The following is a 23,973-nucleotide window of genomic DNA, read 5'->3' on the forward strand; positions in this document are numbered from 1 at the left end:
GGGAGCTTCGCCGGCCGAGTCCAGCCGGTGCCGGGATCGCGCGCCTACTCGGCGACCGCCTCGGGGCTGCGCACCGGGCCGGCATCCTGCAGGATCGACTGCGCGGCGGCCTCGGCCAGGAGCGCGTAGCCGCGGTCGGCCATGTGCAGGCCGTCGGCGGCGAAGAGCTGCTTGGTCGTCAGCTTACCCTCGCGCACCCAGCCGTGCATCAGGTCGGCCCGGCGGATCACCGGCACGTCGAGCTCGTCGCCGATGCTGCGCACCGCGTCGCGGAAGCGCGAGGCGCCCGGCGTGGATTCGAGCTTCGGGCACCATTGCGGCTCCATCAGCACCACGTCGATGCCGGCGTCCCGGATCCGGCGGATCGCCGACACGGTGGCCTCGCGGAAATGGTCGAGCGACACGCCGCGCAGCGGGTCGTTGCTGCCCGTCTGCCAGATGACGAGCTGGGGCTCGGCCGCGATCACATCGCGGTCGAGGCGCGCCAGCATGTCGTCGACGTGCTCGCCGCCGATGCCGCGGTTGATGACCGCCACGTCCATCCCGTGCAGCTTCTTGCGCAGGTCGATCTGCAGGCGGGCCGGGTAGGCGTTGGCCGGGGTCGACGCGCCCACGCCCTCCGTCGAGGACGACCCGAAGGCGACGATCTTGAGCGGGGCGCCGATGGCGATCTGGCGAGCGACGTGGGGCAGGTCCGGGCTGTCGCCCAGGTCGAAGCCCAGCATGTCCAGGGATTCGGGCAGCAGGTCCGCGTAGGCGAGGACCGCCGTCGGAAGGACCAAGAGGGCGCCCAACAAGCCCAGGCGGCGCAGCATCCTGCGGGCGGGGAAGACAGTGTTCAGCGTCTTGGACACGGGACCGACGGCTCCGGCTCTCGTGAGCGGTAGATACAATCTGACACAGGGCCCTGAAAAGAGCGGTTCCGGGCAGAGTTTGAAAACGCACTGAATTCGTAACGCAAAATTAGGCATGAGTGGGGAGGCGCGCCCTTGCCCGAGGATTCCCGGCAACATCGGCGCGGCGGGTCTACCCCAGCGACGTTGGCGTCGCGGCACCCGCACGCCCGACGCCGAGTCGGCATGAACCATGCAGAACAAACTCCGACGCGTCTCCGAGAGGGCGGCGGAGCGCGCGGTCGGGGCCGCGGCGCGTCCCCCGACCGGCCGCGGGGCTCCGTGAGCCGTCCCATGGTCGACCGCTTGCGCATCGCGATCCTCACGCACTCGACCGACCCGCGCGGCGGCGTGGTCCACGCTCTGGCTCTCGGGGAGGCCCTGGGCAGGCTCGGCCACGAGGCGGTGGTCCACGCGCCCGACCCGACCGGCGGCGGCTTCTTCCGCGCGGCGCAGTGTCCGGTGATCTCGGTCGCGGCCAAGCCGGTCGCGGGACCGGCCGCCGCGCTGGTCGGCGCCCGGATCGCCGACTACCTGGCGCACTTCTCGACGCCAGCCGCCTGCGACTTCGACGTCTTCCACGCCCAGTGCCGGATCAGCGGCAACGCGCTCGCCACCCTGACCCGGCGCCGCCTCATCCCGGGCTTCGTGCGCACGGTCCACCGGATCGACACGTTCACCGATCCGCGGCTCGCGCAGTGGGAGGAGCGGGCGATCCTCGATGCCGGGCGCCTGCTCTGCGTCAGCCGGACCTGGGCGGCGACGCTGGCGGCCGAGTACGGCGCCCGGGCCGACGTGGTCGGCACGGGCGTCGACGGGGCGGCCTTCACGCCCGATCCCGGACCGGAGGACGACGCGCTCCGCCGCCGCCTCGGCCTCGGCGGCGGCCCGGTCTTCCTCAGCGTCGGCGGCTTCGAGGCGCGCAGGAACACGCTGGCGATCATCGAGGCCTTCGCGGCCCTGCGCCGGACCTGCCCCGACGCGCAGCTCGTCGTGGCCGGCGCCGCGCCGCCCCTCGATCAGGTCGGCTACGAGGCCCGGTGCTGCGCCACGCTCGAGCGCGAGGGGCTCGAGGTCGGGCCCGGGCTGCCGGTGATTCGAACCGGCGCCGTGGCGCAGGCGGACATGCCGGGCCTCTACCGCCTCGCCGACACCCTGGTCTCTCCCTCCCTCGCGGAGAGCTACGGCCTGTGCGTTCTGGAGGCGATGGCCAGCGGAACGCCGGTGATCGTGTCGGGCCGGCCGCCCTTCACCGAGTATATCGCCCCCGGCGAAGCCCTGTCGGTGAACCCGGACGACACCGACGCCATCGCGGCCGCCATGCGGGCGAGCCTGGAGCCGAGCCGACGGGCGCGGCTGCGCAATGCCGGCCGGGAGGTCGCCCGGGCGCATGTCTGGGACGCCTGCGCGGCGCGCCACCTGCCGACCTACGCGGAGCTCGCGCCCGGGGACGCGCCGTTGATGGCCGCGGCCACGGGGGCGGCGGCCTGGAACACGCTGCGGGTCCCGCGCGATGCCTGAGATGCGCTTCCATATCCGGTGGCCGGACGGGACCCGCGAGGCCTGCTACTCGCCGTCGCTGGTGATCAAGGACCACCTCGCGGTCGGGCAGGACTACCCGCTCGACGAGTTCGTCGCGCTGACCCGGCTGGCCCTGGGCATCGCCAGCGAGCGCGTCCGCGCCCGCTACGGGTTCCCGTGCGGCCGCGCGCAGGCGCAGCTCGCCCGGATCGAGGAGGGCGCCCGCCGCCAGGAGCCCGGGACGGTCCACGTCGAGGCCTTCGAGGACTGATAAGGGCCCGCGGCATCGCCGTGCGGCGAGGCGACGCGGCGCGGACGAGCAGCGCGCCGGGTTGTCCGCAGGACCCACGGCGCGCGGAGGCCCAGGCGATGATGACCCGGATTGTGGCAGTGCTGGTGCTGGCCGCGTCGCCCGCGGCGGCGCAGACGCGGCCGTCCACCACGGCGATGACCTGCCAGCAGACGATCCGCCTCATCCAGGCCCGCGGAGCGCTCGTCCTCGGGACCGGCGGCATGACCTACGATCGGTTCGTCCGCGACCGCTCGTTCTGCGAGCCCACCGAGATCGCGCGGCGCGCCTTTCGGCCGACCCGCGACAACCCGAGCTGCCTGATCGGGTACACCTGCTACGAGCCCGGACGCGGCGACTGGTTGGGTGTGGACGACTAGCACCGTTCCCGATCGCGCTGCCGCGTTTCTCGAGCGTGGAAGAGGGGGGTTAAGTGCGGGACGCCGGCGGAGCGAGCGCGCCGCGTCAGCCGGCGTCCGGGACTGCCCGACCGGGTTCGAGGGCGACGATCACCCGACGATCCCCGGCCCGGCGGGTGAAGCCCGTGGCGTCGAGGTGCTCCAGCAGCGGGATCGAGAACTTGCGTGAGATTCCCAGGGTCGCGCCGGCCTCGCGGGCCAGGAATCCGGTCTCCGCCGTCCGCGCCGTCGGGAAAGCGTCGATCAGGCGGCTCTTGGCGGTGGCCACCGCTTCCCGGTGGAACAGCACGGCGCGGCGCTGCACCCGGTCGACGGCGCGGATCACCGTGCCGGCTCCCACGAGGTAGGTCAGCGCCTCGCGGCGGCGCACGTCCCGGCCGATGGCCTCGGCCTCGTCGGGCGGGCTGAGGCCGGCGCGGCGGAAGACCTGCTCCAGCCGGCGGGCGGCCTCGCTCTCGTTCCGCGCGGGGTCGAACTCGGCCCGTCGCCACAGGGCGCCCGCCTGGGCGACGCCGCCGGCGGCCGCGAGGTCGCGCAGGACCGCGCCGGTCACCGCCTCGGGCAGCGCCAGGGCGCGGGACAGGCGCTCCAGGGCGATGCCGTGCTCCATCGGGTAGTCGCGGTGATGGTGGGCCAGGGCGGCCAGCGTGCCGGTGCGCAGCGCCTCGAAGGCCGCAGCCCCGACGAAGCGGTCGCCGATCGCGCGGGCACCGTCTTCGGAGAGCGCCTGCCGGGCGCGGTCCGGCGCGATACCGGCGATCCGGGCGAGCTCGTTGAGCGGTGCCCCGGCCGCGCCGAGCTGCCCGAGGCGGACCGTGATCGCCTCGGCGGGACCGCCCGCCGCCAGGGCGGCGAGGTCGGCCATGACCCGGGGATCGTGGCGCCGGCGGCGGCGGCTCGCCGGGTCGAGGATCCGGCCGCCCGCCACCGTGACGGAGGGCGAATCGAGCCGCAGCACGAAGGGCTCCCGCGCCGGCACCGCCACCGGCTCGCCGAGGTGGAGCTGCGCCTGGGTACTGGCGCCCGGCTCCAGGGCGTCGCGGTCGAGCAGCCGCAGCCGCGCCTCGACCTCGGTGGTGCCGAAGAGCAGGCGGCAGGCCGTGCCGCCCGCCAGGGCGTCCGGCAGGCTCGCGGCCGCGGTGATCGCCACGTCGAGCCACGGGCTCTGCGCGAGCAGGCCCGGTAGCGACAGCGCCTGCCCGCGGGCGATCTGGTCGAGGTCGATCCCGCGCAGGGCGACCGCCGTGCGGCGCCCCGGCTCGGCGCGCTCGACCGCGCGCCCGTGGATCTGCAGGCCGCGCACCGTGGCGGTGCGGCCGCCGGGGGCGATCTCGACGGTGTCGCCGACCGTGAGCGGCCCGCGTCGCAGCGTCCCGGTCACGACGGTGCCGAAGCCCGGCCGGGAGAAGACCCGGTCGACCGGAAGGTAGGGGAAGCCGTCGTCGCGGACCGGTTCCGTCTCTGCCACCAGCGCCGAGAGGGCGGCGGCGAGCTCAGGCAGGCCGTCGCCCGTCACGGTCGAGGTGGCGATGACCGGGCCGGCCTCGATACCGGCCCGGGCGGCCGCTGCGGATATCTCGGCGGCGCGCGCGGCCACGGTCTCGGGCGTCGCGAGGTCCGCCTTGGTCAGCGCCAGGACACCGCGGCGCACGCCGATGAGGGCGGCGATCTCGAGATGCTCCACCGTCTGCGGCTTGATGCCCTCGTGGGCGTCGACCGCCAGCAGAACGGCCCGCATGCCGGTGGCGCCGGAGATCATGGCGCGGACGAACCGCTCGTGGCCCGGCAGGTCGACGAGGTCGATCTCGCCCTGCGCGGCGGTCAGCAGCGCGAAGCCCGGCACGATGGACACGCCGCGGGCGCGCTCTTCCTTGAGCCGGTCGGTCTCGACGCCGGTGAGCGCGCGGACGAGCGCCGTCTTGCCGTGATCGACGTGCCCGATCACGCCGACGAGGAGTGTCTTCAAAGCAGCCACCGACCGCATGTTCTCCGCGGTGCCGCCGTCCACAAGGGGCGCACCGCTCGCTCGAAGGGGAATCCGCCGCGCCGGCGCGTCGCGGCGCCGTGTGCGCCTCCGGGCGGTCGGGGCCGGGGCTGCGAGGCAGATGGATTGTGGACAATTTGTCTTGCCACGCCGTGCCGTTTTGGGAAAGCGCGATTTTAACGCAGCGCAGCATCCATCCGCCGCGGGCGACCGGTCCCGTCCCAGCTTGACGACGGCGGCGCCGCCGCCTTTGCTGCCGCGGGTGCGTCGGACGGTCACGCCCCGATGCCGGTTCCGCGAGATGCGACGCAGGATGCGATGCAACCGGAGCCCATCCCTGGCTCGTTAGCCGGGGCAGGCGACGAAGAGGAGCGTATGAGCGACACCGATAGCCACGCCGCGGCGGAGCCCCGCGAGGTCGAGCTGAAGCTCGACTGCGCCGGGCCGGATCTGACGGCGCTCGCGTCCCATCCCCGGTTGAAGGACGCGTCGGCGACCGAGCCCGAATCCCTGGTGACGACCTACTACGACACGCCCGATCGCGCGCTCCGGAAGACCGGCCTGACCCTGCGCGTCCGCGCCAAGGGCGACCGCCATATCCAGACCGTGAAGGCCGGGAGCGGCGGCGTCGGCCTGTTCGACCGGGCCGAGTGGGAGAGCGAGATCGCCGGGGAGGCGCCGGAGCCCGCGGCCTGGGCCGACACGGCCGCCGGGCCGGTCCTGCGCGAGGCCGACGCGCCGCTGGAGCGGCTGTTCGCCACCGTGGTGCAGCGCCGGGAGGTCCCGGTCGCGCAGGGCGAGTCCCGCGTGCTCGTGACCCTCGACGAGGGCCGTGTCGAGACCGGCTCGGGCGTCGCGCCGCTCTGCGAGGTCGAGCTGGAACTCCAGTCCGGCGATCCGGCCGACCTGTTCGCGCTGGCGCGGGAGCTGGCCGAGACCGTGCCGCTGCGCCTCGGCGTGAAAGCCAAGAGCGCGGTCGGCTACGCGCTCCTCGACGGGATCGAGCCCGGCGTCGTGAAGGCCGAGCCCGTGGAACTGCCCGAGGGCGCGAGCGCCGGGGAGGTCTTCCGCCGGGTGGCGCGCGCCTGCCTGCGCCACATGCGCCTCAACGAGACCGCCTTCCTGGAAGGCGGCCGCCCGCCCGAGGCGCTCCACCAGATCCGCGTCTCCCTGCGCCGCCTGCGCTCGGCGCTGTCGCTGTTCGGGCCCATGCTGGAGAGCGATCCCCGGGCGGCCGGCTTCAACGACGAGATCAAGCGCGTCACCGAGCCCTTCGGCCACGCCCGCAACCTCGACGTATTCCTGAGCGACACGCTGCCGGATCTCGCGGAACAGCGCCCCGACGAGCCCGGCCTGGACGCCCTGCGCGCGCGCGCCGAGGCGGAGCGCGCCACCGCGTACGACGCGGTCTCGGAGACCCTCGAGAGCCCGCAATGGCGCGCGCTCGTCATCGACTTCGCCGGCTGGGTCGAGGCGGGCTCCTGGGCCGCCGGCCCCGACGCGGCCGTCGACGGGCGCCACTTCGCCGCGCAGGTGCTGGACAAGGCGCGCGCGCGCCTCAAGAAGCGCGGGCGCGGCCTCCGGCACCTCGATCCGCACACGCGGCACCGGGCGCGGATCGCCGCCAAGAAGCTCCGCTACGGCGCGGAGTTCTTCGCCGGTCTCTACCGGAAGAAGAAGGCGGTCCGCCGGCAGGAGAAGTTCGGCGCCGCGCTCTCCGACCTGCAGGACCATCTCGGCGCGCTCAACGACCTTGAGACGGCCCGGTCGATGACCGAGAGCCTGTCGGGACCGCCGATGCCGGGTCCCGACGATCCGGGGGCACAGAAATTGCTCGACGCGGCCGCGGACGCACGGTCCGAGCTCCTCGACGTCAAGCCCTTCTGGCGCTGAGGCTTCTCGCGCCGCCGGCCCGGTCGGAACCCGGCCGGTGCGGCGGCGTTCGCCGGACGCGGATCGGCCCGTCCGGGGCAGGGAGCGCGGATGGCCCACGCCTACAGGTTCGGCATTGAGGAGGAGTTCTTCCTGGCCGATGCGCGCACGCGCGGCACGCCGCGGGCCGGCCTCCGGGCCTTCCATGCCGCCGTGCGGGCCCGCCTCGACGACGCCGAGCGTGAGCAGCTCCAGTGCCAGGTTGAGGTGGCCTCGCCGCCGACCGCCGATCTCGCCGAGGCGCGGGGGCACCTCGCGGATTTGCGCGGCAGCCTCGCGGCGATCGGCGCCGAGCGCGGGATCCTGACCTTCGCCGCGGGCACGCATCCGATCGCCCGGTGGCGCGACCAGCGCCCCACCGACAAGGCCCGCTACCACGGGATCATGGCCGACCTCCGGATGCTCGGCCGGCGCAACCTCGTCTGCGGCCTTCACGTCCACGTGGAGGTCCCGGACCCCGAGGCGCGGATCGGGCTGATCAACCGGCTGCTGCCCTACCTGCCGGTCTTGCTCGCGCTCTCCACCGGCTCGCCGTTCTGGCAGGGGCAGCAGACCGGCCTCGCCGGCTACCGGATGCGCGCCTACGCCGAGCTGCCGCGCACGGGCGTGCCCGAGCTGTTCGCCGATGCCGACGACTACGCCCGCTACGTCGACGTGATGACCCGCTCGGGCGCCATCGCGGATGCCAGCTATCTCTGGTGGCACGTGCGCGCGTCGCTGAAATATCCGACTCTCGAACTGCGGGTCGCCGACAGCTGCACGCGCCTCGACGACGCGCTGTGCATCGCCGCGCTGTTCCGGTGCCTCGTGCGCCGGGTGGTCCGGGACAAGCGGCTCAATGCCGGCCTGACCGCCGCCTCCCGCGGCTTCGTCATGGAGAATCTCTGGCGGGCCCAGTGCGACGGCGTGCGCGCGACGCTCATCGACGAGGCGCAGGTCCGGACGGTGCCGGTCTCCGCGCTGGTCGAGACCCTCCTCGCCGACATCGCCGAGGATGCCGAGACGCTGGGCTGCGCCGCCGCCTGCGGGCACGCGGCGCGGATCGTGGCGGAGGGGACGAGCGCCGACCGGCAGATGGGCGTGTTCGCGGCCGCGCGCCGGTCGGGCGCGCGGGAGCGCGCGGCTCTGTCGGCGGTGGTCGATCATCTCGCGGCGGATACCGCCGCCGGCTCGAGGTCCGGGCCTGGGGGGCACCCGAACATCGCTCCGGCGGCGTGACGACGGGCGCGGAACCGGCTGAGGGGGGATCGTCGAGGCCGCGTTCCGTCGGCCGCGCTCGAGGACGCGGTCGGCCGTATGAGTCGCATGGCCATGTTGCCGAAGGATGTCTGGCCGCCGGTACCGCGCGCCTTTATGGCCGGTCGCGCGGCGACGGGTTCCCTCCGTGCCGTCCTCTGCTATCCCTCGCGTTCCAGCAGCCACCCCGACTCCGCGGCCGACCCTCCGGAATGAGCCTCCTGCGCGACCTCTTCGGCCATGTCGGCCGTACCATGACGGCCTATGCCGGCGACAAGGCGTTGATGCTCGCGGCGGTCTCGGCCGCCGCCAACGTCATCGTGGCCGACGGTGAGGTCGCGGGCCCCGAATTCGACGCCGCCCTGCACGGCCTGAAGGCCGACCCGGTCCTGATGAAGGGCTACGACGCGCTGATGCTGGAGACGGAGCTCTACGAGGGCATCGCCCGGGCCCGCACCCGCCTCGGCCGGGCCGAGAACCTGCGCCACGTCGCGGCGGTCGCCGAGCGGCCCGCGGCCCAGCGCGAGAACGTCTTCCTGATCGCCGCGGACGTCGCCGACCAGGACGGGATCAGCAACATCGAGGCGGGCGCTCTCGGCGAGATCGCCGTCGCCCTCCGGGTCGACGCGATCGCGCTGCTGCGCGCCAACCCGGTGCGGCGCCCGCTGGCCTGACCGGCCCGGTTGGCACCGCGGTTGCTCTCGGGTGCGCGTGGTGGGAGGGCTGCCAACTCGGTCGCGCCCGCCTATAACGTCAGCGTCGCACGGCGACCCGCCGTGAAAGGAACCGGCATGGCCGAGATGAGCCTCAGCAAGACCCACAACCTGCGCGCCGACGGAGCGCGCCTCTGGGCGACGATCCTGGAGACCGCGGAATTCGGCGGCACGCCGGCCGGCGGCATCAACCGCCTGACGCTCTCGGCCGAGGACGGCCAGGTCCGCGACTGGTTCCGCGAGGCCTGCGAGGCGGCCGGGCTCACCGTGTCGGTCGACGCGCTCGGCACGCAGTACGCCCTGCGGCCGGGCCGCGACATGGGCCGCAAGCCGATCGCCTTCGGCTCGCACCTCGACACCCAGCCGACCGGCGGCAAGTTCGACGGGGTCCTCGGCGTGCTGGCGGGGCTCGAGGTGATGCGCAGCCTGAACGATGCCGGCATCGAGACCGAGGCGCCGCTCCTCGTGGTCAACTGGACCAACGAGGAGGGCTCGCGCTTCGCCCCCGCCATGATGGCCTCGGCGGCCTACGCGGGCGACTTCACCACGGACGAGATCCTGGCCAAGCGCGACGCCGCCGGCACCACGGTGGCGGAGGCCCTCGACGCCATCGGCTACCGCGGGGTGGAGGCCGTCGGCACGCGGGAGATCGGCGCCTTCGTCGAACTGCACATCGAGCAGGGGCCCATCCTGGAGGCCGAGGGCAAGACCATCGGCGTGGTCGAGGGCGGCCAGGGCATCATGTGGTTCGACGGCGTGATCACCGGCTTCGAGAGCCACGCCGGGACGACGCCGATGCCGCGCCGCCGCGACGCGCTGCTCGCGCTCTCGGAATTCGCCCTGGCCGCCGAGCGAATCGCGCTGGGCCACGCGCCGTCCGCGGTGGCGACGATCGGCGAGGCCGCGATCCTGGCGCCCTCCCGCAACGTCGTGCCGGGCCGGGTCGCGTTCACGGTGGACGTGCGCGATCCGCGCTCCGAGACCCTCGACGCGATGGAGGCGGCGCTCGGCGAGGCGGCCGCCGAGATCGCGGCGCGGCGCCATCTGGAGATCGCGCTGACCCGGATCTGGCGGAAGGAGCCGGTGCCGTTCGACCCCGCGATCGTGGCGGCGATCGACGCGTCCGCCGAGAGCCTGGGGCATCCGCGCCGCCGGATCATCTCGGGCGCCGGCCACGACGCCTGCAACCTCGCCGCGAAGGTCCCGGCGGCGATGATCTTCGTGCCGTGCAAGGACGGCGTCAGCCACAACGAGTCGGAATCCGCCACGCAGGCCGACTGCGCCGCCGGCGCCGACGTCCTGCTGCAGACGGTGCTCCGCCTCGCCAACGCGCCGCGCGCCTGAGGCTTCCCGCCGGGATGGCGCCCGTCGTCCCGGCGCCGGGCACGCCGCACCGCCCGCGCGGAGGTGTACCGCGGCGGAAAATCCCGTAAGGACCGCTCCATGAGCGCGCGATCCTACCGCGACGCCAGGAGCCGGCCGCTCGTCGCGGTCACCGGCATCGGCGTCGTCTCCTCCCTCGGTCAGGGACAGGCCGACACGTGGGCGGCCATGACCGAGGGCCGGTCGGGCATCCACGCGATCGCGCGGTTCCCGACCGACACGCTGCGCACCCGCATCGCCGGGACGGTGGACTTCCTCGACACCGATCCGCTCGTCGCGCCGCTCCTGTCCGAGCGGTTCGCCGCCGTCGCCGCCGAGGAGGCGGTGGCGCAGGCCGGGATCGGCGCCAGGGGCGATTTCCCGGGCGCCCTGTTCATCGCGGTCCCGCCGGTCGAGATGGAGTGGCCGCAGCGGCAGGCCCTGGCCGAGGCCGCGGGCGGCGACGGCCCGGTCGACTACGCCGGCCTCCTGCGGGCGGCGGCGACGCGCCGCTTCGATCCCTGGCACGACCTGTTCATCTTCGGCACGGTCGCCGATCGCATCGCCGACCGCTTCGGCACGAAGGGCTCGCCGATCTCGCTCTCGACCGCCTGCTCGTCGGGGGCCACGGCGATCCAGCTCGGCGTCGAGGCGATCCGGCGCGGCGAGACCGCGGCGGCGCTCTGCATCGGCACGGACGGCTCGGTGAACCCGGAATCGCTGATCCGCTTCTCGCTGCTGTCGGCGCTCTCGACCCGCAACGACGACCCCGCGACCGCCTCGAAGCCGTTCTCGAAGGACCGGGACGGGTTCGTCATGGGCGAGGGCGCGGCCGCCCTGGTGCTCGAGGACGCCGAGGCCGCCGTCGCGCGCGGCGCCGCGATCCTCGGCTACGTCCTCGGCTGCGGCGAGAAGGGCGACGGCTTCCACCGCACCCGGTCCAGCCCCGACGGCGCGCCGATCATCGCGGCGATCCGGGCGAGCCTGGACGATGCCGGTGTGGCGGCCGAGGCGATCGACACGGTGAACGCGCACGGCACCTCGACGCCGGAGAACGACAAGATGGAGGCCCTGGGCCTCGCGGCCGTGTTCGGCGACCGCGCGACCGCGCTGCCGGTCACCTCCAACAAGTCGATGATCGGCCACACCCTCACGGCGGCCGGCGCCATCGAGGCGGCGGTCTCGCTGCTGACCATCCGCCACGGCCGCATCCCGCCGACCATCAACCACCGCGTGCCGGACCCGACCATCGCCCTCGACATCGTGGAGACCGCCCGCGACCTGCCGGTGCGGACCGTGCTGTCGAACTCGTTCGGCTTCGGCGGCCAGAACACCTGCCTGGTCCTCGGCGCGGAGCCCGCGTGAGCGCCGCCGACACCCCGTGCCGGGTCCTCGTGACCGGCGGCGCGTCCGGCATCGGCGCCGCGATCGTCCGCGCGCTGGCGGGATCCGGCCTCGGCGTCGACTTCACCTACCGCGCCTCGGCCGAGGCCGCGCAGGCGCTGCTGGCCGAGCTGCGGACGACCTACCCGGACCGGTCTTTCGCGGCCCATCCCGTCGACCTCGCCGACCGGGCCGCGCTGGACACCTTCTGCGAGACCGCCGAGGCCGCCGGCTATTACGGCCTCGTCCACAATGCCGGCCAGTCCTGCGACGCCCTCGCGGCGATGCTCGATCAGGAGCGCGCCGAGGCCGCCATGCAGGTCAACTTCTTCTCGCTGACGCGCCTCGCCAAGGCGCTCGTGCGGGAGATGACCCAGGCGCGCGCGGGCCGCATCGTGGCGGTCGGCTCGGTCGCCGCCCTGCGGGCGAATGCCGGCAACGCCGCCTACGCGGCGACCAAGGGCGCGCTCATCGCCTATTGCCGCACCCTGGCGATCGAGACCGCCAAGCGCGGCGTGACCGTCAATGTGATCGCCCCGGGCTTCGTCGACACCGCCATGATGGAGCGCTACGCCGCCTACCGCGACGGGATGGAGCGCCAGATTCCCGCCGGCCGCTTCGGGCGGCCCGAGGATGTCGCGGCGCTAGCGGCCTTCCTGATGGGCGAGGGGGCATCCTACATCACCGGGACCGTGCTGCCCGTCGATGGCGGCCTGACCGCCATGATGGGTGTCCACCGGACCTGACGGTGGCGCCGCCGAACCGGACGATTCTGCCGATGCGCGCCAGCCTCGCCCTCACCGCCGCCCTCTGCGGCGCGGCTCTCCTGGCCCCGGGCCATGCCCGGGCGGAGCCGCAGGTCTACCGGATCTCCGGCCTGCCGCCGGGCGAGCCGCTCAGCGTCCGCGCCGAGCCGGACCCGTCCGCCGAGCAGATCGGCGAGATCCGCAGCCGCGCCCTGGTCTTCGGCTGCACCAACGACACGCCGAGCCGCACCACGTGGTGCCGGGTAAAGGCCGGACGCGCCCTCGGATGGGCGCGGCGGCGCTACCTGGCGCCGGAGTGACGAGAGACACGATGCGAGCCCTCCAACTGTTCGGCGACCGCGACCTGCGCCTCACCGAGATCGAGCCGCCGCCCGCGCCCGGCGCCGGCGAGGTCCGGATCCGCATCCGCGCGGTCGGCCTCAACTTCATCGACGTCTGGGGCTTCCGCGGCATGGCCTTCGCCAAGCGGAAGATGCCGCTGATCGTCGGCGCGGAGGCGGCCGGGACCGTCGAGTCGGTCGGGGCGGGCGTCACCGGCCTCGTCGCGGGCGACCGGGTCGTGCCGTACGGCGCCATGACCTGCGGCAAGTGCAAGGCCTGCCGCGAGGGGCGCGACAACCTCTGCGAGGACGTGTCCGGCGTGATGGGCTTCCATCTCGACGGCTTCGCCCGGGAGCTGGTGACCATGCCGGCCCGCCTCGTCGTGAAGGTGCCGGATGGCGTCAGCGACACCGACGCCGCCTGCGCGGGCATCGCCTTCGGCACGGTCCAGCACATGCTGTTCGACAACGCGCGCCTTGAGCCCGGCGAGAGCGTGCTGGTCCATGCCGGCGGCTCCGGGATCGGGACCGCAGCAATCCGCATGGCCAAGGCGATCGGCTGCACCGTCTACACGACGGTCGGCGACGACGAGAAGGGTCGCAAGGCCGCCGAGCTCGGCGCCGATCACGTCATCAACTACCGCACCGAGCGCTTCGAGGGCGAGGTCCGCCGGCTCACGAAGCGCAAGGGCGTCGACGTGGTGTTCGAGCATGTCGGCGCCGATACCTGGAACGGCTCCCTGCTCTGCCTGAAGCGCGGCGGCCGACTCGTGACCTGCGGATCGACCTCGGGCGTCTCGGCGACCATGAACCTGATGCAGCTGTTCCAGCAGCAGTACCGCATCACCGGCTCGTTCGGCTGCTCGCTCGCGAATATCGGGCAGGCCCTCGCCAAGATGGAAGCGGGCATTCGACCGGTGGTGGATACCGTGTACCCGCTGGCGGATTTCGCGCAGGGTCTGGAGCGCCTCGAATCGCGCCGGGTGTTCGGCAAGATCCTCGTCAGCCTGTAGCGCCGGCAGCGGCGCACCCGCCCGGCGCCGCACCGTCACCGGGTGCGGTGATCCGCATTTCGCGCTGCGGGAGACTTGTCGTAAACGTCGCTGTACGGGTGCGCTGGGGGGCCGCCCGGACCGTATCCTGGAATCGACTGTGCTGCGTCTCGCCCTCCTGCTCAAACGGTCGTACCCGCGCCTCGCGGGCTTCGCGATGATCCCGGTGATCCGCGCCCTGGTGCTGCTGGCCCGGATCCTCGGGCCGGTCCGGTCCACGGCACTCGGCGCCGCGCTCCTGCGAACCCTGGGACCGCTCCTGCCGGCGCACCGCACGGCGATGGCGAACCTCCGGGCGGCCTTCCCCGAAATGTCGGAGGCGGAGCGGAAGCGGATCGCCCTGGAGGCCTGGGACAATCTCGGCCGGACGGGGGCCGAGTACGCCCATCTCGATAGCCTGTTCGATTACGATCCCGCCGCCACCGGCGACTTGCGGACGGAGGTCGCCGGGATCGAGCACTTCTACGCCCTGCGGGACGACGGCCGGCCCGGTCTGATCTTCTCGGCGCATCTGGCGAACTGGGAATTGCCGGCGATCTGCGCGGCCCGTTTCGGCCTGGACGCCACCGCAGTGTTCCGGCCGCCGAACAACCCCGCCGCCGCGCGCCTCGTCCAAGAGGTCCGCCGCCGGACGATGGGCGGGCTCGCCGCCTCCACGCCGGGCGCCGTTTTCGCCATGCGCGACGTGGTCGAGACCGGCGGCCACCTGGGTCAACTGATCGACCAGCACTTCACCCGCGGCGTCGTGGTGGAGTTCCTCGGCCGGCCATGCCTCGCCAACCCCCTCTTGGCCAAGCTCGCCCGCCACTACGACTGCCCGGTGCACGGCGTGCGCGTCGTGCGCCTGCCGGAGGGCCGCTTCCGCCTCGAGCTGACGCCGCCCCTGGACCTGCCCAGGGCGGCCGACGGGACCATCGACGTCGCCGGCGCCATGCAGGCGATGACGGCCGTGGTCGAGGGCTGGGTACGGGAGAATCCCGGCCAGTGGCTGTGGATGCATCGCCGCTGGCGGCCCGACATGCTGCCCAAGCCGAGAGTGGCGCCGGCGCCACTTCAACCGACAGTAGAGATCTCTCAAGCCAACGTGATTTCACCTTCGGCCTCGCAGACGGTCTGATGGATCGATGACGCCCCGGCACCGCGCCCCGACCCGCGACCGCCGCGCGCTGCGCGCCGCGCTGCTTGCCTGCGCGACGCTGGCCGCGATGCCGGCGCGGGCCGAGCCCGTCCGCGCCGTGGTCGAGCTCTTCACCAGCCAGGGCTGCGGCGCCTGCCGCTCCGCCGACCCGGTCCTGCGCGACCTCGCCCACAAGCCCGGCGTCATCGCCCTGACCCTGCCGGTGACCTACTGGGACTATCTCGGCTGGAAGGACACGCTCGCGCTGCGGCCGCTGACCGAGCGCCAGCGCGCCTACGCGCGGGGCCGCGGGGCCCGACAGGTGTTCACCCCCCAGGTCGTGGTCGACGGCAACGGCTTCGCCGTCGGGTCCGACCGGCCGGCCCTGGAGCGCCTGATCCGCGATGCCTGCCAGCACGGCGGGCTGCCGGTGCCGGTGCGCGGGGAGACCAACGGCGACCGGATCCTGGTGGAGGTCGGGGCGGCCCCGGAGGCCAAGACCGAGATCCGCGGCGACGTCTGGCTGGTGCCCGTGCTCCGCAGCCGCGCCATCGCGATCCAGTCCGGGGAGAACGGCGGCCGGACGGCGACCTACGTCAACGTCGTCCGCGGCATGCAGCGGCTCGGTCCCTGGACGGGCCAGCCGACCCGCTTCGAGGTGCCCGACACCCAGGCCCGCGTCGCCGACGCGGACAGCTGGGTCGTCCTGCTCCAGGGCGCGGCCGACGGCAAGCCGGGCCGCATCTTCGGGGCCGCCAAGGGACCGGGGCTCTAGGCGCGGGGTCGCGCGCTGCTACTCCAGCGAGATCGGGTCGATCTGCCGGCGGCCCTCGCGCCGGTGGCGCGCCCGGGACGCGTCGGCGAGCGACGACAGGCGAGCGTCGAGGCGCTCGGACAGGCGGCCCACCAGCCCGATCAGCCCGTCGATCATCCGGCTGACGCCTGCGACCGTCCCGGTCACGGCTCCGACGATCCCGTTCTCGATGGCACGACCGATTCGGCGAACACGCTGCATGACGACTGTCTCTGGGTGGGCGGCGCCGGCGGCGCCCCGATCCGCGGCAGGTAGGGCGGGCGCCCCGGCCCGTGATGCGGCCGAAAGCGGCGCGAGTCCGCGCCGCGGGAGCGGAACCTTCGTGCGTCGCGGCCGGAGCGCTCGAACCGGCGGGTCGGCAGGCTCGTTGCATGGGTGAGCCGCCCGCCGTCCCGCGCGGGCGCCCGAGATCGAGGGTCGGCCATGCGGCGACGTCCGTTCCTGTCCGGGATGTTCGCCGCCCTGTCGCTGGCCGGACGCCCCGCCCGCGCGGCGGATACGGGCGTCGACCTCCTCCTCGTCCTCGCGGTGGACGTGTCGCTCAGCATCAGCGAGGCCCGGTTCGACCTCGAGCGCCGCGGCTACGCCGAGGCCTTCGGCGACCCGCGCGTGCTGCGCGCCATCGGCGACGGCCCGACCGGGCGCATCGGCGTCGCCCTGTTCGACTGGGCCGGACCCGGCGAGCAGCAGGTCGCGGTCGACTGGATGGTGATCGCCTCGGCGCAGGACGCGGCCGCCTTCGCGGCGCGCCTCCGCGCGGTGCCGCGCCCGTTCTACGGACGCACCGCCATCGGCTCGGCGATCGGTTTCGCTGCCGACCTTCTGGCCCGCGCGCCGTTCCGCGCCGAGCGCCGGGTTATCGACATCTCCGGTGACGGCACCGGCAATGCCGGGCGGCCCATCGCCGAGGCCCGGGACGCCGCCGTCGCGGCCGGCATCACGGTCAACGGCATCGTCATCCTCACCGAACCCGAGGGGATGCCGGCCTTCCTGAAAGAGCATACCAATCCGGCGGGCGGCCTGGCCGCGTATTACCGGAGCGTCGTGATCGGCGGGGAGGGCGCCTTCGTGATGACCGCCGAGAGCTTCGCGGCCTTCGGCCGCTCGCTCATCGCGAAGCTCGTGCGCGAGATCTCCTGACCGTCACCCGGATCCCAGAGGACCGACCATCGATGCGCCTTGCCGTCCTCCAGTTCACGCACGAGACCGTCACGTTCCTACCGAACGACACGACCCGGGACGACTTCATCTATCCCGGCTCACCGGCCGCCGGGGCCGCGCTGCTCGCCACCGATCCCAAGGGCTACATGGGCGGCTTCGTGCAGGTGGCGCGGGAGTACGACGGCGTCGAGTTCGTGGGGATCACCTCGCCGCTCTGGCCGCGCACCGGCACCGCCTCGGGCTGGATCACCGCCGACGCCTACGCGCATTTCCTCGGGCAGATGGTGGCGGAGCTGCGGGCGCAGGGCCCGTTCGACGGGGTCTATCTCGCCCTGCACGGCGCGATGGCGGTGCGCGACGTCCCCAGGCCGGAGGCCGACATCGCCCGCCAGGTGCGCGCCGCGGTGGGCGAGGGGGCGATCCTGGTCGGGACCTTCGACCTGCACGGCAACGAGGACGCCGCCTTCCTCGACCACGCCGACATGGCTTTCGCGGTGAAGTACTTCCCGCATTACGACGGCCACCTGCAGGGGCAGCGGGCCGCCCGGATGCTGGTGCGCGCCGTGCGCGGCGACTTCCGGCCGGCGCACCGGACCCTCAAGGTGCCGATCCTCTCGCCGACCGTCGTTCAGTGGACCGGCGCCGCACCATGGTCCGACCTCGTGCAGCGGGCCCTCGTCTGGGAGGCGCGCGAGCCGGACGTGTACGTGAACGTCTTCTTCGGCTTCCCTTGGGGCGACGCCCCGGACGGCGGGATGACCGTGCAGGCGATCACCGACGACGACCCGGCCCTCGCCGAGCGGGTGGCGCGGGACGTCGCGGATTTCGCGTGGCGGCAGCGGCGCGCGCTGCTCGAGACGACGCGGATCCACACGATCGCCGACGGCGTGCGCCTCGCGCGGGCGGCGGTGGCGGAGGGGGCCGCCCCGGTCGTCCTCGCCGACCACAGCGACCGGTCGGGCCGGGCGACCTGGCTGCTGCGCGAGATCCTCCGGCAGGGCCTCGCCCGCACCCTGGTCGCCACGGTGGCGTCGCCCGACATCGCGGCGGGGTCCCTCGCGGCCGGCGACCCGTTCGACGCGCCGGTCGGCGGTGGCGGCGACCCGTCGGCGGGTGACCCGGTGCAGATCACCGGGACCGTGCTGCGCGTCGTCGCGGCGCCGGAGCCCGGCGTCGCCGGCAGCGGCGGCGGAGGCACCTGGATCTGCGTCGCGTTCGGGGCCGGCAACGTCCTCGTGCTGAGCCCGCAGCTCGCGCAGATCGTCGAGCCCGACGAGCTGTGGCGGCTCGGCCTGGACCCGGCGGATTTCGACGTCGTGGCGATCAAGTCGCGGGTGCATTTCCGGCGCGGCTTCGACGACAGCGGCTACGCCCGCACGATCCTGCTGGTGGAGCCGCCGGAGCCGTTCCTCGGCACGGTGCGCCTCGATCACCTCGCCTACGCGCAGATGCGGGCCGCCGACTTCTTCCCCTACGGCGACCCGCCCGGGCCCGTCCCGTCCGACCCATGACCGGTCCGGCGGGGACGACAGGTGGCGGCCGCCGTCACCCGCCGGTGCTCGCCCCGCACGTGCGAGGGCGCTAGGTTCATCCCGCACGCGCTCGGTGAGGCGCGGCGAGGGAGAGACGGGATGCGGATTCCGGCCGACAGGCTGACCGCCTACGTGCGGCACATCTTCGTGCGCGAGGGATGCGCCGAGCCGGAGGCCGAGCGCATCGGCCGCTTCCTGGTGGCGGCGAACCTCACCGGCCACGACAGCCACGGCGTGGTCCGCGTCACCCGCTACGTCGAGTGGCTGCGCGCCGGCGAGGTCGAGGCCGGCCGCACGCCCGAGATCGTGACCGACGCGCCGAACTTCGCCCTCGTCGACGCCCATTACGGGTTCGGGCAGACGGCCGGCCCCGTCGCCGTCGATCTCGGGATCGCCAAGGCGCGGGCGAACGGCGTCGCGATCATCGCCCTGCGGCACGCCGGGCATATCGGCCGGATCGGCGAGTGGGCCGAGCGGGCGGCGGCGGCGGGGCTCGTCTCGGTCCATTTCGTCAACGTGGCGGGCAGCCTCCTCGTGGCGCCGTTCGGCTCCGTGGAGCGCCGCTTCTCGACGGCGCCCTTCGCGGCCGGCTTCCCGGTCCCAGGAGGCGACCCGATCATCCTCGACTTCGCCACCTCGCTGGTCGCCGAGGGCAAGGTGCTCGTCGCCTCGAGGGGCGGCAAGCCGCTGCCCGAGGGCGCGCTGATCGAGCCCGACGGCCGCCTCAGCGGCGACCCGGCGACCCTGTTCGGCCCGCTGGAGGGCGTCGAGCGCGACAACCAGCGCGGGGCGGGGGCGATCCGGGCCTTCGGCGAGCACAAGGGCTCCGGCCTCGCGCTGATGTGCGAGCTGTTGGCCGGCGCGCTCACCGGCTCGGGCACGGCCGGTCCCGGGCAGCGGCGGATCTGCAACGGCATGCTGTCGATCTACGTCACGCCGTCGGCCCTCGGCACCGAGGACGCCCTCGCGGCCGAGACGCGGGCCTATCTCGACTTCTTCAAGAGCGCCAAGCCGATGCCGGGCGCCGAGGTCCTGCTGCCCGGCGAGCCGGAGCGGCGGATGCGCGCCGAGCGCCTCGCCGAGGGTGTGCCGCTGCCCGAGCCCGTCTGGGAGACCCTGCTCGCCGCCGGCCGGCCGCACGGCCTCGACGGCAACGCCTATCGCACCTGAGCCGGGAACGACCCGGCATGACACCACGCTCGGCGGCGACCCCCGGCCTCAACGGGGGCGCCGCACGGACCGGGGACGCCATCCCCGGAAGACGGGAGGAGCCCACGATGCCTCGCCTGCGCTGGCTCATGATCGGCCTCTGCATGGCCGCCAACGCCATCAACTACATCGACCGCGCCAACCTCGCGGTCGCCGCGCCCTCCATGACCAAGGAACTCGGGCTCGACGCCACCGACATGGGCCTGATCCTGTCGGGCTTCTTCTGGACCTACGCGATCATGCAGCTGCCCTTCGGCTACGTGGCCGACCGGGTCGGCGCGCGGCTCTCCCTCGTGGTCGCGGTGGTCTGGTGGTCGGCCTGCACGGCGCTGACCGCGGTCGGACGGGGGTTCCTGTTCCTGCTCGGCCTGCGCATGCTGCTCGGTATCGGTGAGGCCGGGGCCTACCCGTCCTTCGCCAAGGTCGCGGCCTCGTGGTTCCCGCGCAGCGAGCGCAGCTTCGCCAGCAGCATCTTCGACAGCGGCTCCCGGGTGGGCTCGGCCCTGGCGATCCCGCTGGTCTCCTGGGTCATCGCGACGCTGGGCTGGCGGGAATCCTTCGTCGTCACCGGCGTGCTGGGCTTCGTCTGGGCGGTGTTCTGGATGTGGCTCTACCGCGAGCCCGAGAACCACCCGAAGGTGTCGCCGGAGGAGCTCGCCCGACTGCGGGCCGCGCAGGAGCGGCCGAAGACCGTCGACGCGGCGGACGCCCAGAACCAGGTGCCGTGGCTGTCGCTGTTCCGCTACCGCACGGTCTGGGGCATGATGGCCGGGTTCTTCTGCCTGAACTTCGTGATCTACTTCTTCATCACGTGGTTCCCGACCTATCTGGTCAAGGCGCGGGGCTTCTCCCTGGCGGAGCTCGGCACGCTCGGCAGCCTGCCGGCCCTGGCGTCGATCCCCGCGGGCTGGCTCGGCGGCTTCGCGTCGGACGCGCTCTACCGCCGCGGCTGGAGCCTCACCGCGGCCCGCAAGACCTGCCTCGTCGGCGGCATGCTGATGTCGTCGGTGATCACCCTGTCGATCATCGCGCCCAACATCTACGTGGCGCTGCTGTGCTTCGCGGTCGCCTACGGCAGCCTCGCCTTCACGGCGGCCTCGATCTGGGCGCTGCCCGGCGACGTGGCGCCGACCCCGGCCCACGTGGCCTCGATCGGCGGCATCCAGAACTTCGCGTCGAACGTCGCCGGGATCGTGACGACGACCTTCACCGGCGTCATGCTGACGGTCACCCAGGGTTCGTTCGTGATCCCCCTGATCGTGGCCGGCGGGTTCTGCCTGCTGGGCGCCTTCATCTACCTGTTCGTAGTCGGCGAGATCGCGCCGCTGCCGGTCCGCGACGCTCGCGCCCCGGCCCTGCGCCCGGAAGCGGCGCGGTGACGGCGCGGTGACGGCGACCGGCGCGACGGCATCCAAGGAGACACCGATGTCCACGTATCCCGTGATCACCCTCCGCCCCGCCGACGGCGTGGCCGTGGCCCGCGGCGCCATCGAGCCGGGAACGCCGGTCGCCGACGGCGTCGCGGCGGCGGAGCGGATCCCGGCCGGCCACAAGGTCGCGGTCCGGGCCCACCGGAGCGGCGAGCCGGTGACCAAGTACGGGCAGATCATCGGCTTCGCCAAGGAGGACATCGCGGCCGGCCGCCACGTCCACGTCCACAATCTCGGGATGGGCGAGTTCGCCCGGGACTACGCGTTCGGGGTCGATGCGAGGCCGACCCAGCTGGTGATGCCGCCCGCGACCTTCCAGGGCATCCGCCGCCCCGACGGTCGCGTGGCGACGCGCAACTACGTCGGCATCCTCACCTCGGTGAATTGCAGCGCGCACGTCGCCGACCTGATCGCCGACGCGTTCCGGCGGCACCCGATCCTCGGCCTCGACCCGCTCGCCCCCTATCCCAACGTCGACGGTGTCGTGGCGCTGACCCACAAGACCGGCTGCGGCATGGCGATGGGCGAGCCGCTCCGGCTCCTGCGGCGGACGCTCGCGGGCTACGCGCGGCACGTCAACTTCTCCCACATCGTCATGATCGGGCTCGGCTGCGAGGTGAACCAGATCGGCGCCTTCCTGGAGGAGCAGGGGCTCGGCGACCGGATCCGCAGCATGAACATCCAGAGTCTCGGCGGCACCCGGAAGTCCGTCGAGGCCGGAATCGAGTTCGTGACCGGCATCCTGGCCGAGGCGAACGTGGTCCACCGCGAGCCGGTGCCGGCGAGCGAGCTGATCGTCGCCCTGCAGTGCGGCGGCTCGGACGGGTATTCGGGCGTGTCGGCCAACCCGGCGCTGGGGATCGCCAGCGACCTCGTGGTGCGGAACGGCGGCACGGTGATCCTGTCGGAGACCACCGAGACCTACGGCGCCGAGCACCTGTTCACCCGCCGCGCTATCAGCCCGGAGGTCGGCCAGAAGCTCGTCGACCTGATGCACTGGTGGGAGGCGTACACCCGCAAGGAGGGCTCGGAGATCGACGCCAACCCGTCGCCGGGCAACAAGGCCGGCGGCCTGACCACGATCCTGGAGAAGTCCCTCGGCGCCATGGCGAAGGCCGGCAGCACCAACTTGGTCGACGTGCTGCGCTACGCCGACCCCGTCACCGCCAAGGGCTTCGTCTTCATGGACACGCCCGGCTACGACCCGGTCTCGGCGACCGGGCAGGTCGCGGGCGGCGCGAACCTCGTCTGCTTCACCACCGGCCGCGGTAGCGTGTTCGGCTGCAAGCCGTCGCCCTCGATCAAGATCGCCACCAACTCGGCCATGTACCGTCGACTCGAGGAGGACATGGACGTCAATTGCGGCACGATCCTCGACGGCGCGGAGAGCGTGGAGCAGGCCGGCCACCGGATCTTCGACCTCATCCTGCGGGTCGCCGGCGGCGAGCGGACGAAGAGCGAGCAGTTCGATTTCGGCGCGTCGGAATTCGCCCCCTGGCAGATCGGCGCGACCGTGTGAGGGAGCGGGGCGCGCGCTCCGCCGTCATCGCGAGCGCAGCGCGGCGATCCGGGGAGGCGAAACTTCGGTGAGTGTGGCGCAGCCCTGGATTGCTTCGCTGCGCACGCAGAGACGGCCATTCCGACCGCCGTGCAGGCCTCCTCTCAGAGGTCGGTCCGGACCACGTGCGGGAAGCTCAGGATGAAGTCGGGGCCGAAGGCCGTGACCGGCGTGTGGAAGCCGGGCGCGACGGTGCCGGCAGCGACGCGGCGGGCCGCCTCCAAGGCGGTCCAGACGGTGAGCGTGTAGCCCTCGGGCGTCTCCATCCGGCTCGCCGCGCGGCGGCCGGCGCCGTCCCAGGCCTCCGCCAGGAAGGTGCTGCGGGCCTTCTCGCGCGCGGCGGCCGAAGGGCCCTCCGGCAGCCGGTCGATGCCGCGATTGATCAGGCGCTGCGCGGTGCCGCCCGCGATGATGCGGCGGATGCCGGCGGGCAGGCCGGCCGCCGCCGCCATGGCGGGGAAGGCCTCGAAGTAGACGTCGATGTTCGGGACACCGGTCGAGTACCACGCGCTCGACACGTCGCCCCAGCCGAGCCCGACGGTCCGGCGCGGTCCCGTTCCGAAATCCGCGGTGGCGCGCGGCGGGCTCGGCAACTCGACGATGCGCCCGTCCCGGCGCACCCGCGTGCCCCAGGCGATGCCCTCCACCATGGTGCGGGCCGTGCCGCGGCTGAAGCCGCCGAACCCGCCGATGGAGATGCGCAGATGCGTCGCGCCGGGAACGCGGCCGGCCACGTGCGCGGCGAGGCAGTCGCTCGGCACCACGTCGAAGCCCGCCGCCGGCAGGAGGACGATGCCGGCCGCCTTCGCGGCCGCATCCTTGGCCGCGAGGGCCTCCAGCACCGCGATCTCGCCGGTGATGTCGACGTAGTGCGCGCCGGCGGCGAGGCAGGCCTCGGCCATCGGCCGCGCCGTCCGCGAGAACGGGCCAGCCGCGTGGATCACCGCCGCCACGCCCGCGAGGGCGGATTGCAGGCCCGCGGCATCGTCGAGCCGCGCGGCCCGCATCTCGAGGTTCAGCCGGGCCGCCAGCGGCCGCAGCTTCTCGGGATCGCGCCCGGCCAGGATCGGGCGCAACCCCTGCCCGACGGCGTGAGCGGCCAGGAGCTGCCCGGTATAGCCGGTGGCGCCGTAGATCAGGATCGCGGTCATCCCGGCGTTCTGACACCGCTTCCGCCGGTGTCAAAGCGCGCGCCGCGTCGCCGTCCCGGATGCTAGGGCTGCGCCGATCCGATCGTCCCGCGGCGGGAACCCGAAACCCTCCGTCCCCGCCCGAACAGGA

The 23,973-nt window shown here is 73.5% G+C and carries 22 protein-coding genes; 18 read left to right on the forward strand and 4 right to left on the reverse strand.

Going from position 1 to position 23,973, the window contains the following annotated elements; translation table 11 throughout:
• Positions 1 to 44: 44 nt before the first annotated feature.
• Positions 45 to 854, reverse strand: a complete 810-nt coding sequence (locus tag BM419_RS15110; RefSeq protein ID WP_042669649.1) for an SGNH/GDSL hydrolase family protein — start codon at positions 852 to 854, stop codon at positions 45 to 47.
• 333 nt (positions 855 to 1,187) lie between these two features.
• Between BM419_RS15110 and BM419_RS15115 the strand changes: the two genes are divergently transcribed.
• The 3 genes from BM419_RS15115 to BM419_RS15125 all read left to right on the forward strand — a co-directional run bounded on the left by BM419_RS15115 (position 1,188) and on the right by BM419_RS15125 (position 3,083).
• A complete protein-coding gene (locus BM419_RS15115; protein ID WP_091926878.1) occupies positions 1,188 to 2,414 on the forward strand; it encodes an MSMEG_0565 family glycosyltransferase in 1,227 nt (408 codons plus the stop codon).
• The gene (locus BM419_RS15120; RefSeq protein WP_026605168.1) at positions 2,407 to 2,685 is read left to right on the forward strand and encodes an MSMEG_0570 family nitrogen starvation response protein; all 279 of its coding nucleotides are present in this window, start codon (positions 2,407 to 2,409) and stop codon (positions 2,683 to 2,685) included. Before BM419_RS15115 ends, BM419_RS15120 begins: the two co-directional genes overlap by 8 nt.
• A 98-nt stretch (positions 2,686 to 2,783) precedes the next feature.
• Complete coding sequence (locus BM419_RS15125) at positions 2,784 to 3,083, forward strand: hypothetical protein (RefSeq protein ID WP_091926879.1); 300 nt, start codon at positions 2,784 to 2,786, stop codon at positions 3,081 to 3,083.
• Positions 3,084 to 3,168: 85 nt separating this feature from the next.
• Here the strand turns inward: BM419_RS15125 and selB are convergent, their stop codons facing one another.
• Positions 3,169 to 5,106 (reverse strand): selenocysteine-specific translation elongation factor, encoded by a 1,938-nt coding sequence (selB, locus tag BM419_RS15130; protein ID WP_244540780.1) that lies wholly within the window; start codon positions 5,104 to 5,106, stop codon positions 3,169 to 3,171.
• Between the two features lie 375 nt (positions 5,107 to 5,481).
• Here selB and BM419_RS15135 point away from each other — a divergent pair, with 375 nt between their 5' ends.
• The 10 genes from BM419_RS15135 (at position 5,482) to BM419_RS15180 (ending at position 15,763) form a co-directional block, all read left to right on the forward strand.
• Positions 5,482 to 6,999 carry a CYTH and CHAD domain-containing protein gene (locus tag BM419_RS15135; protein WP_091926881.1) on the forward strand — a complete coding sequence of 506 codons (1,518 nt, stop codon included), beginning with the start codon at positions 5,482 to 5,484 and terminating at the stop codon, positions 6,997 to 6,999.
• 90 nt (positions 7,000 to 7,089) lie between these two features.
• Positions 7,090 to 8,256: a carboxylate-amine ligase gene (locus BM419_RS15140; protein WP_091926882.1), complete on the forward strand. Its 1,167-nt coding sequence runs from the start codon at positions 7,090 to 7,092 to the stop codon at positions 8,254 to 8,256.
• Positions 8,257 to 8,486: 230 nt separating this feature from the next.
• A complete protein-coding gene (locus BM419_RS15145; RefSeq protein ID WP_091680734.1) occupies positions 8,487 to 8,948 on the forward strand; it encodes a tellurite resistance TerB family protein in 462 nt (153 codons plus the stop codon).
• Positions 8,949 to 9,074: 126 nt separating this feature from the next.
• The gene (locus BM419_RS15150; protein WP_175556312.1) at positions 9,075 to 10,331 is read left to right on the forward strand and encodes a Zn-dependent hydrolase; all 1,257 of its coding nucleotides are present in this window, start codon (positions 9,075 to 9,077) and stop codon (positions 10,329 to 10,331) included.
• Between the two features lie 99 nt (positions 10,332 to 10,430).
• Positions 10,431 to 11,714, forward strand: a complete 1,284-nt coding sequence (locus BM419_RS15155) for a beta-ketoacyl-ACP synthase (RefSeq protein WP_091926884.1) — start codon at positions 10,431 to 10,433, stop codon at positions 11,712 to 11,714.
• Positions 11,711 to 12,478 carry an SDR family oxidoreductase gene (locus tag BM419_RS15160; protein WP_091926885.1) on the forward strand — a complete coding sequence of 256 codons (768 nt, stop codon included), beginning with the start codon at positions 11,711 to 11,713 and terminating at the stop codon, positions 12,476 to 12,478. The genes BM419_RS15155 and BM419_RS15160 overlap by 4 nt, the downstream gene beginning before the upstream one ends.
• 32 nt (positions 12,479 to 12,510) lie before the next feature.
• Positions 12,511 to 12,798: an SH3 domain-containing protein gene (locus BM419_RS15165; protein WP_244540781.1), complete on the forward strand. Its 288-nt coding sequence runs from the start codon at positions 12,511 to 12,513 to the stop codon at positions 12,796 to 12,798.
• An 11-nt stretch (positions 12,799 to 12,809) separates the two neighbouring features.
• A complete protein-coding gene (locus BM419_RS15170) occupies positions 12,810 to 13,832 on the forward strand; it encodes a zinc-binding dehydrogenase (protein WP_091926887.1) in 1,023 nt (340 codons plus the stop codon).
• Between the two features lie 139 nt (positions 13,833 to 13,971).
• Positions 13,972 to 14,988 carry a lipid A biosynthesis lauroyl acyltransferase gene (locus BM419_RS15175; protein ID WP_091926888.1) on the forward strand — a complete coding sequence of 339 codons (1,017 nt, stop codon included), beginning with the start codon at positions 13,972 to 13,974 and terminating at the stop codon, positions 14,986 to 14,988.
• Positions 14,989 to 14,995: 7 nt separating this feature from the next.
• Positions 14,996 to 15,763: a DUF1223 domain-containing protein gene (locus BM419_RS15180; RefSeq protein ID WP_020094583.1), complete on the forward strand. Its 768-nt coding sequence runs from the start codon at positions 14,996 to 14,998 to the stop codon at positions 15,761 to 15,763.
• A gap of 18 nt (positions 15,764 to 15,781) precedes the next feature.
• On the opposite strand, the gene BM419_RS15185 is transcribed toward BM419_RS15180, so the two are convergent.
• The gene (locus BM419_RS15185; RefSeq protein WP_020094582.1) at positions 15,782 to 16,003 is read right to left on the reverse strand and encodes a hypothetical protein; all 222 of its coding nucleotides are present in this window, start codon (positions 16,001 to 16,003) and stop codon (positions 15,782 to 15,784) included.
• A gap of 222 nt (positions 16,004 to 16,225) precedes the next feature.
• Here BM419_RS15185 and BM419_RS15190 point away from each other — a divergent pair, with 222 nt between their 5' ends.
• From BM419_RS15190 to BM419_RS15210, 5 genes are all read left to right on the forward strand, one after another.
• Positions 16,226 to 16,942 (forward strand): DUF1194 domain-containing protein, encoded by a 717-nt coding sequence (locus tag BM419_RS15190; RefSeq protein WP_091680721.1) that lies wholly within the window; start codon positions 16,226 to 16,228, stop codon positions 16,940 to 16,942.
• 32 nt (positions 16,943 to 16,974) lie between these two features.
• Positions 16,975 to 18,474 (forward strand): M81 family metallopeptidase, encoded by a 1,500-nt coding sequence (locus tag BM419_RS15195; protein ID WP_091926889.1) that lies wholly within the window; start codon positions 16,975 to 16,977, stop codon positions 18,472 to 18,474.
• Positions 18,475 to 18,594: 120 nt separating this feature from the next.
• Positions 18,595 to 19,665, forward strand: a complete 1,071-nt coding sequence (locus BM419_RS15200; RefSeq protein WP_091926890.1) for a malate/lactate/ureidoglycolate dehydrogenase — start codon at positions 18,595 to 18,597, stop codon at positions 19,663 to 19,665.
• Positions 19,666 to 19,772: 107 nt separating this feature from the next.
• Positions 19,773 to 21,083 (forward strand): MFS transporter, encoded by a 1,311-nt coding sequence (locus tag BM419_RS15205; protein WP_091926891.1) that lies wholly within the window; start codon positions 19,773 to 19,775, stop codon positions 21,081 to 21,083.
• Positions 21,084 to 21,129: 46 nt separating this feature from the next.
• Positions 21,130 to 22,653, forward strand: coding sequence for a UxaA family hydrolase (locus BM419_RS15210; RefSeq protein ID WP_091926892.1), 1,524 nt, complete (start codon positions 21,130 to 21,132; stop codon positions 22,651 to 22,653).
• A 143-nt stretch (positions 22,654 to 22,796) separates the two neighbouring features.
• Here BM419_RS15210 and BM419_RS15215 read toward each other — a convergent pair whose 3' ends face one another.
• The gene (locus BM419_RS15215) at positions 22,797 to 23,843 is read right to left on the reverse strand and encodes a saccharopine dehydrogenase family protein (RefSeq protein ID WP_091926893.1); all 1,047 of its coding nucleotides are present in this window, start codon (positions 23,841 to 23,843) and stop codon (positions 22,797 to 22,799) included.
• Positions 23,844 to 23,973: the final 130 nt, after the last annotated feature.

It is taken from the genome of Methylobacterium sp. yr668, from assembly GCF_900116245.1.
Taxonomy (GTDB): Bacteria; Pseudomonadota; Alphaproteobacteria; order Rhizobiales; family Beijerinckiaceae; genus Methylobacterium.

What these genes read in the sequence shown, in the direction of transcription:
- BM419_RS15115 (WP_091926878.1), top strand. Translation starts at nt 1,188, where the DNA reads ATGGTCGACCGCTTGCGCATCGCGATCCTCACGCACTCGACCGACCCG.
- BM419_RS15120 (WP_026605168.1), top strand. Translation starts at nt 2,407, where the DNA reads ATGCCTGAGATGCGCTTCCATATCCGGTGGCCGGACGGGACCCGCGAG.
- BM419_RS15125 (WP_091926879.1), top strand. Translation starts at nt 2,784, where the DNA reads ATGATGACCCGGATTGTGGCAGTGCTGGTGCTGGCCGCGTCGCCCGCG.
- selB (WP_244540780.1), bottom strand. Translation starts at nt 5,106, where the DNA reads ATGCGGTCGGTGGCTGCTTTGAAGACACTCCTCGTCGGCGTGATCGGG.
- BM419_RS15135 (WP_091926881.1), top strand. Translation starts at nt 5,482, where the DNA reads ATGAGCGACACCGATAGCCACGCCGCGGCGGAGCCCCGCGAGGTCGAG.
- BM419_RS15140 (WP_091926882.1), top strand. Translation starts at nt 7,090, where the DNA reads ATGGCCCACGCCTACAGGTTCGGCATTGAGGAGGAGTTCTTCCTGGCC.
- BM419_RS15145 (WP_091680734.1), top strand. Translation starts at nt 8,487, where the DNA reads ATGAGCCTCCTGCGCGACCTCTTCGGCCATGTCGGCCGTACCATGACG.
- BM419_RS15150 (WP_175556312.1), top strand. Translation starts at nt 9,075, where the DNA reads ATGAGCCTCAGCAAGACCCACAACCTGCGCGCCGACGGAGCGCGCCTC.
- BM419_RS15155 (WP_091926884.1), top strand. Translation starts at nt 10,431, where the DNA reads ATGAGCGCGCGATCCTACCGCGACGCCAGGAGCCGGCCGCTCGTCGCG.
- BM419_RS15165 (WP_244540781.1), top strand. Translation starts at nt 12,511, where the DNA reads ATGCGCGCCAGCCTCGCCCTCACCGCCGCCCTCTGCGGCGCGGCTCTC.
- BM419_RS15170 (WP_091926887.1), top strand. Translation starts at nt 12,810, where the DNA reads ATGCGAGCCCTCCAACTGTTCGGCGACCGCGACCTGCGCCTCACCGAG.
- BM419_RS15180 (WP_020094583.1), top strand. Translation starts at nt 14,996, where the DNA reads ATGACGCCCCGGCACCGCGCCCCGACCCGCGACCGCCGCGCGCTGCGC.
- BM419_RS15185 (WP_020094582.1), bottom strand. Translation starts at nt 16,003, where the DNA reads ATGCAGCGTGTTCGCCGAATCGGTCGTGCCATCGAGAACGGGATCGTC.
- BM419_RS15190 (WP_091680721.1), top strand. Translation starts at nt 16,226, where the DNA reads ATGCGGCGACGTCCGTTCCTGTCCGGGATGTTCGCCGCCCTGTCGCTG.
- BM419_RS15195 (WP_091926889.1), top strand. Translation starts at nt 16,975, where the DNA reads ATGCGCCTTGCCGTCCTCCAGTTCACGCACGAGACCGTCACGTTCCTA.
- BM419_RS15200 (WP_091926890.1), top strand. Translation starts at nt 18,595, where the DNA reads ATGCGGATTCCGGCCGACAGGCTGACCGCCTACGTGCGGCACATCTTC.
- BM419_RS15205 (WP_091926891.1), top strand. Translation starts at nt 19,773, where the DNA reads ATGCCTCGCCTGCGCTGGCTCATGATCGGCCTCTGCATGGCCGCCAAC.
- BM419_RS15210 (WP_091926892.1), top strand. Translation starts at nt 21,130, where the DNA reads ATGTCCACGTATCCCGTGATCACCCTCCGCCCCGCCGACGGCGTGGCC.
- BM419_RS15215 (WP_091926893.1), bottom strand. Translation starts at nt 23,843, where the DNA reads ATGACCGCGATCCTGATCTACGGCGCCACCGGCTATACCGGGCAGCTC.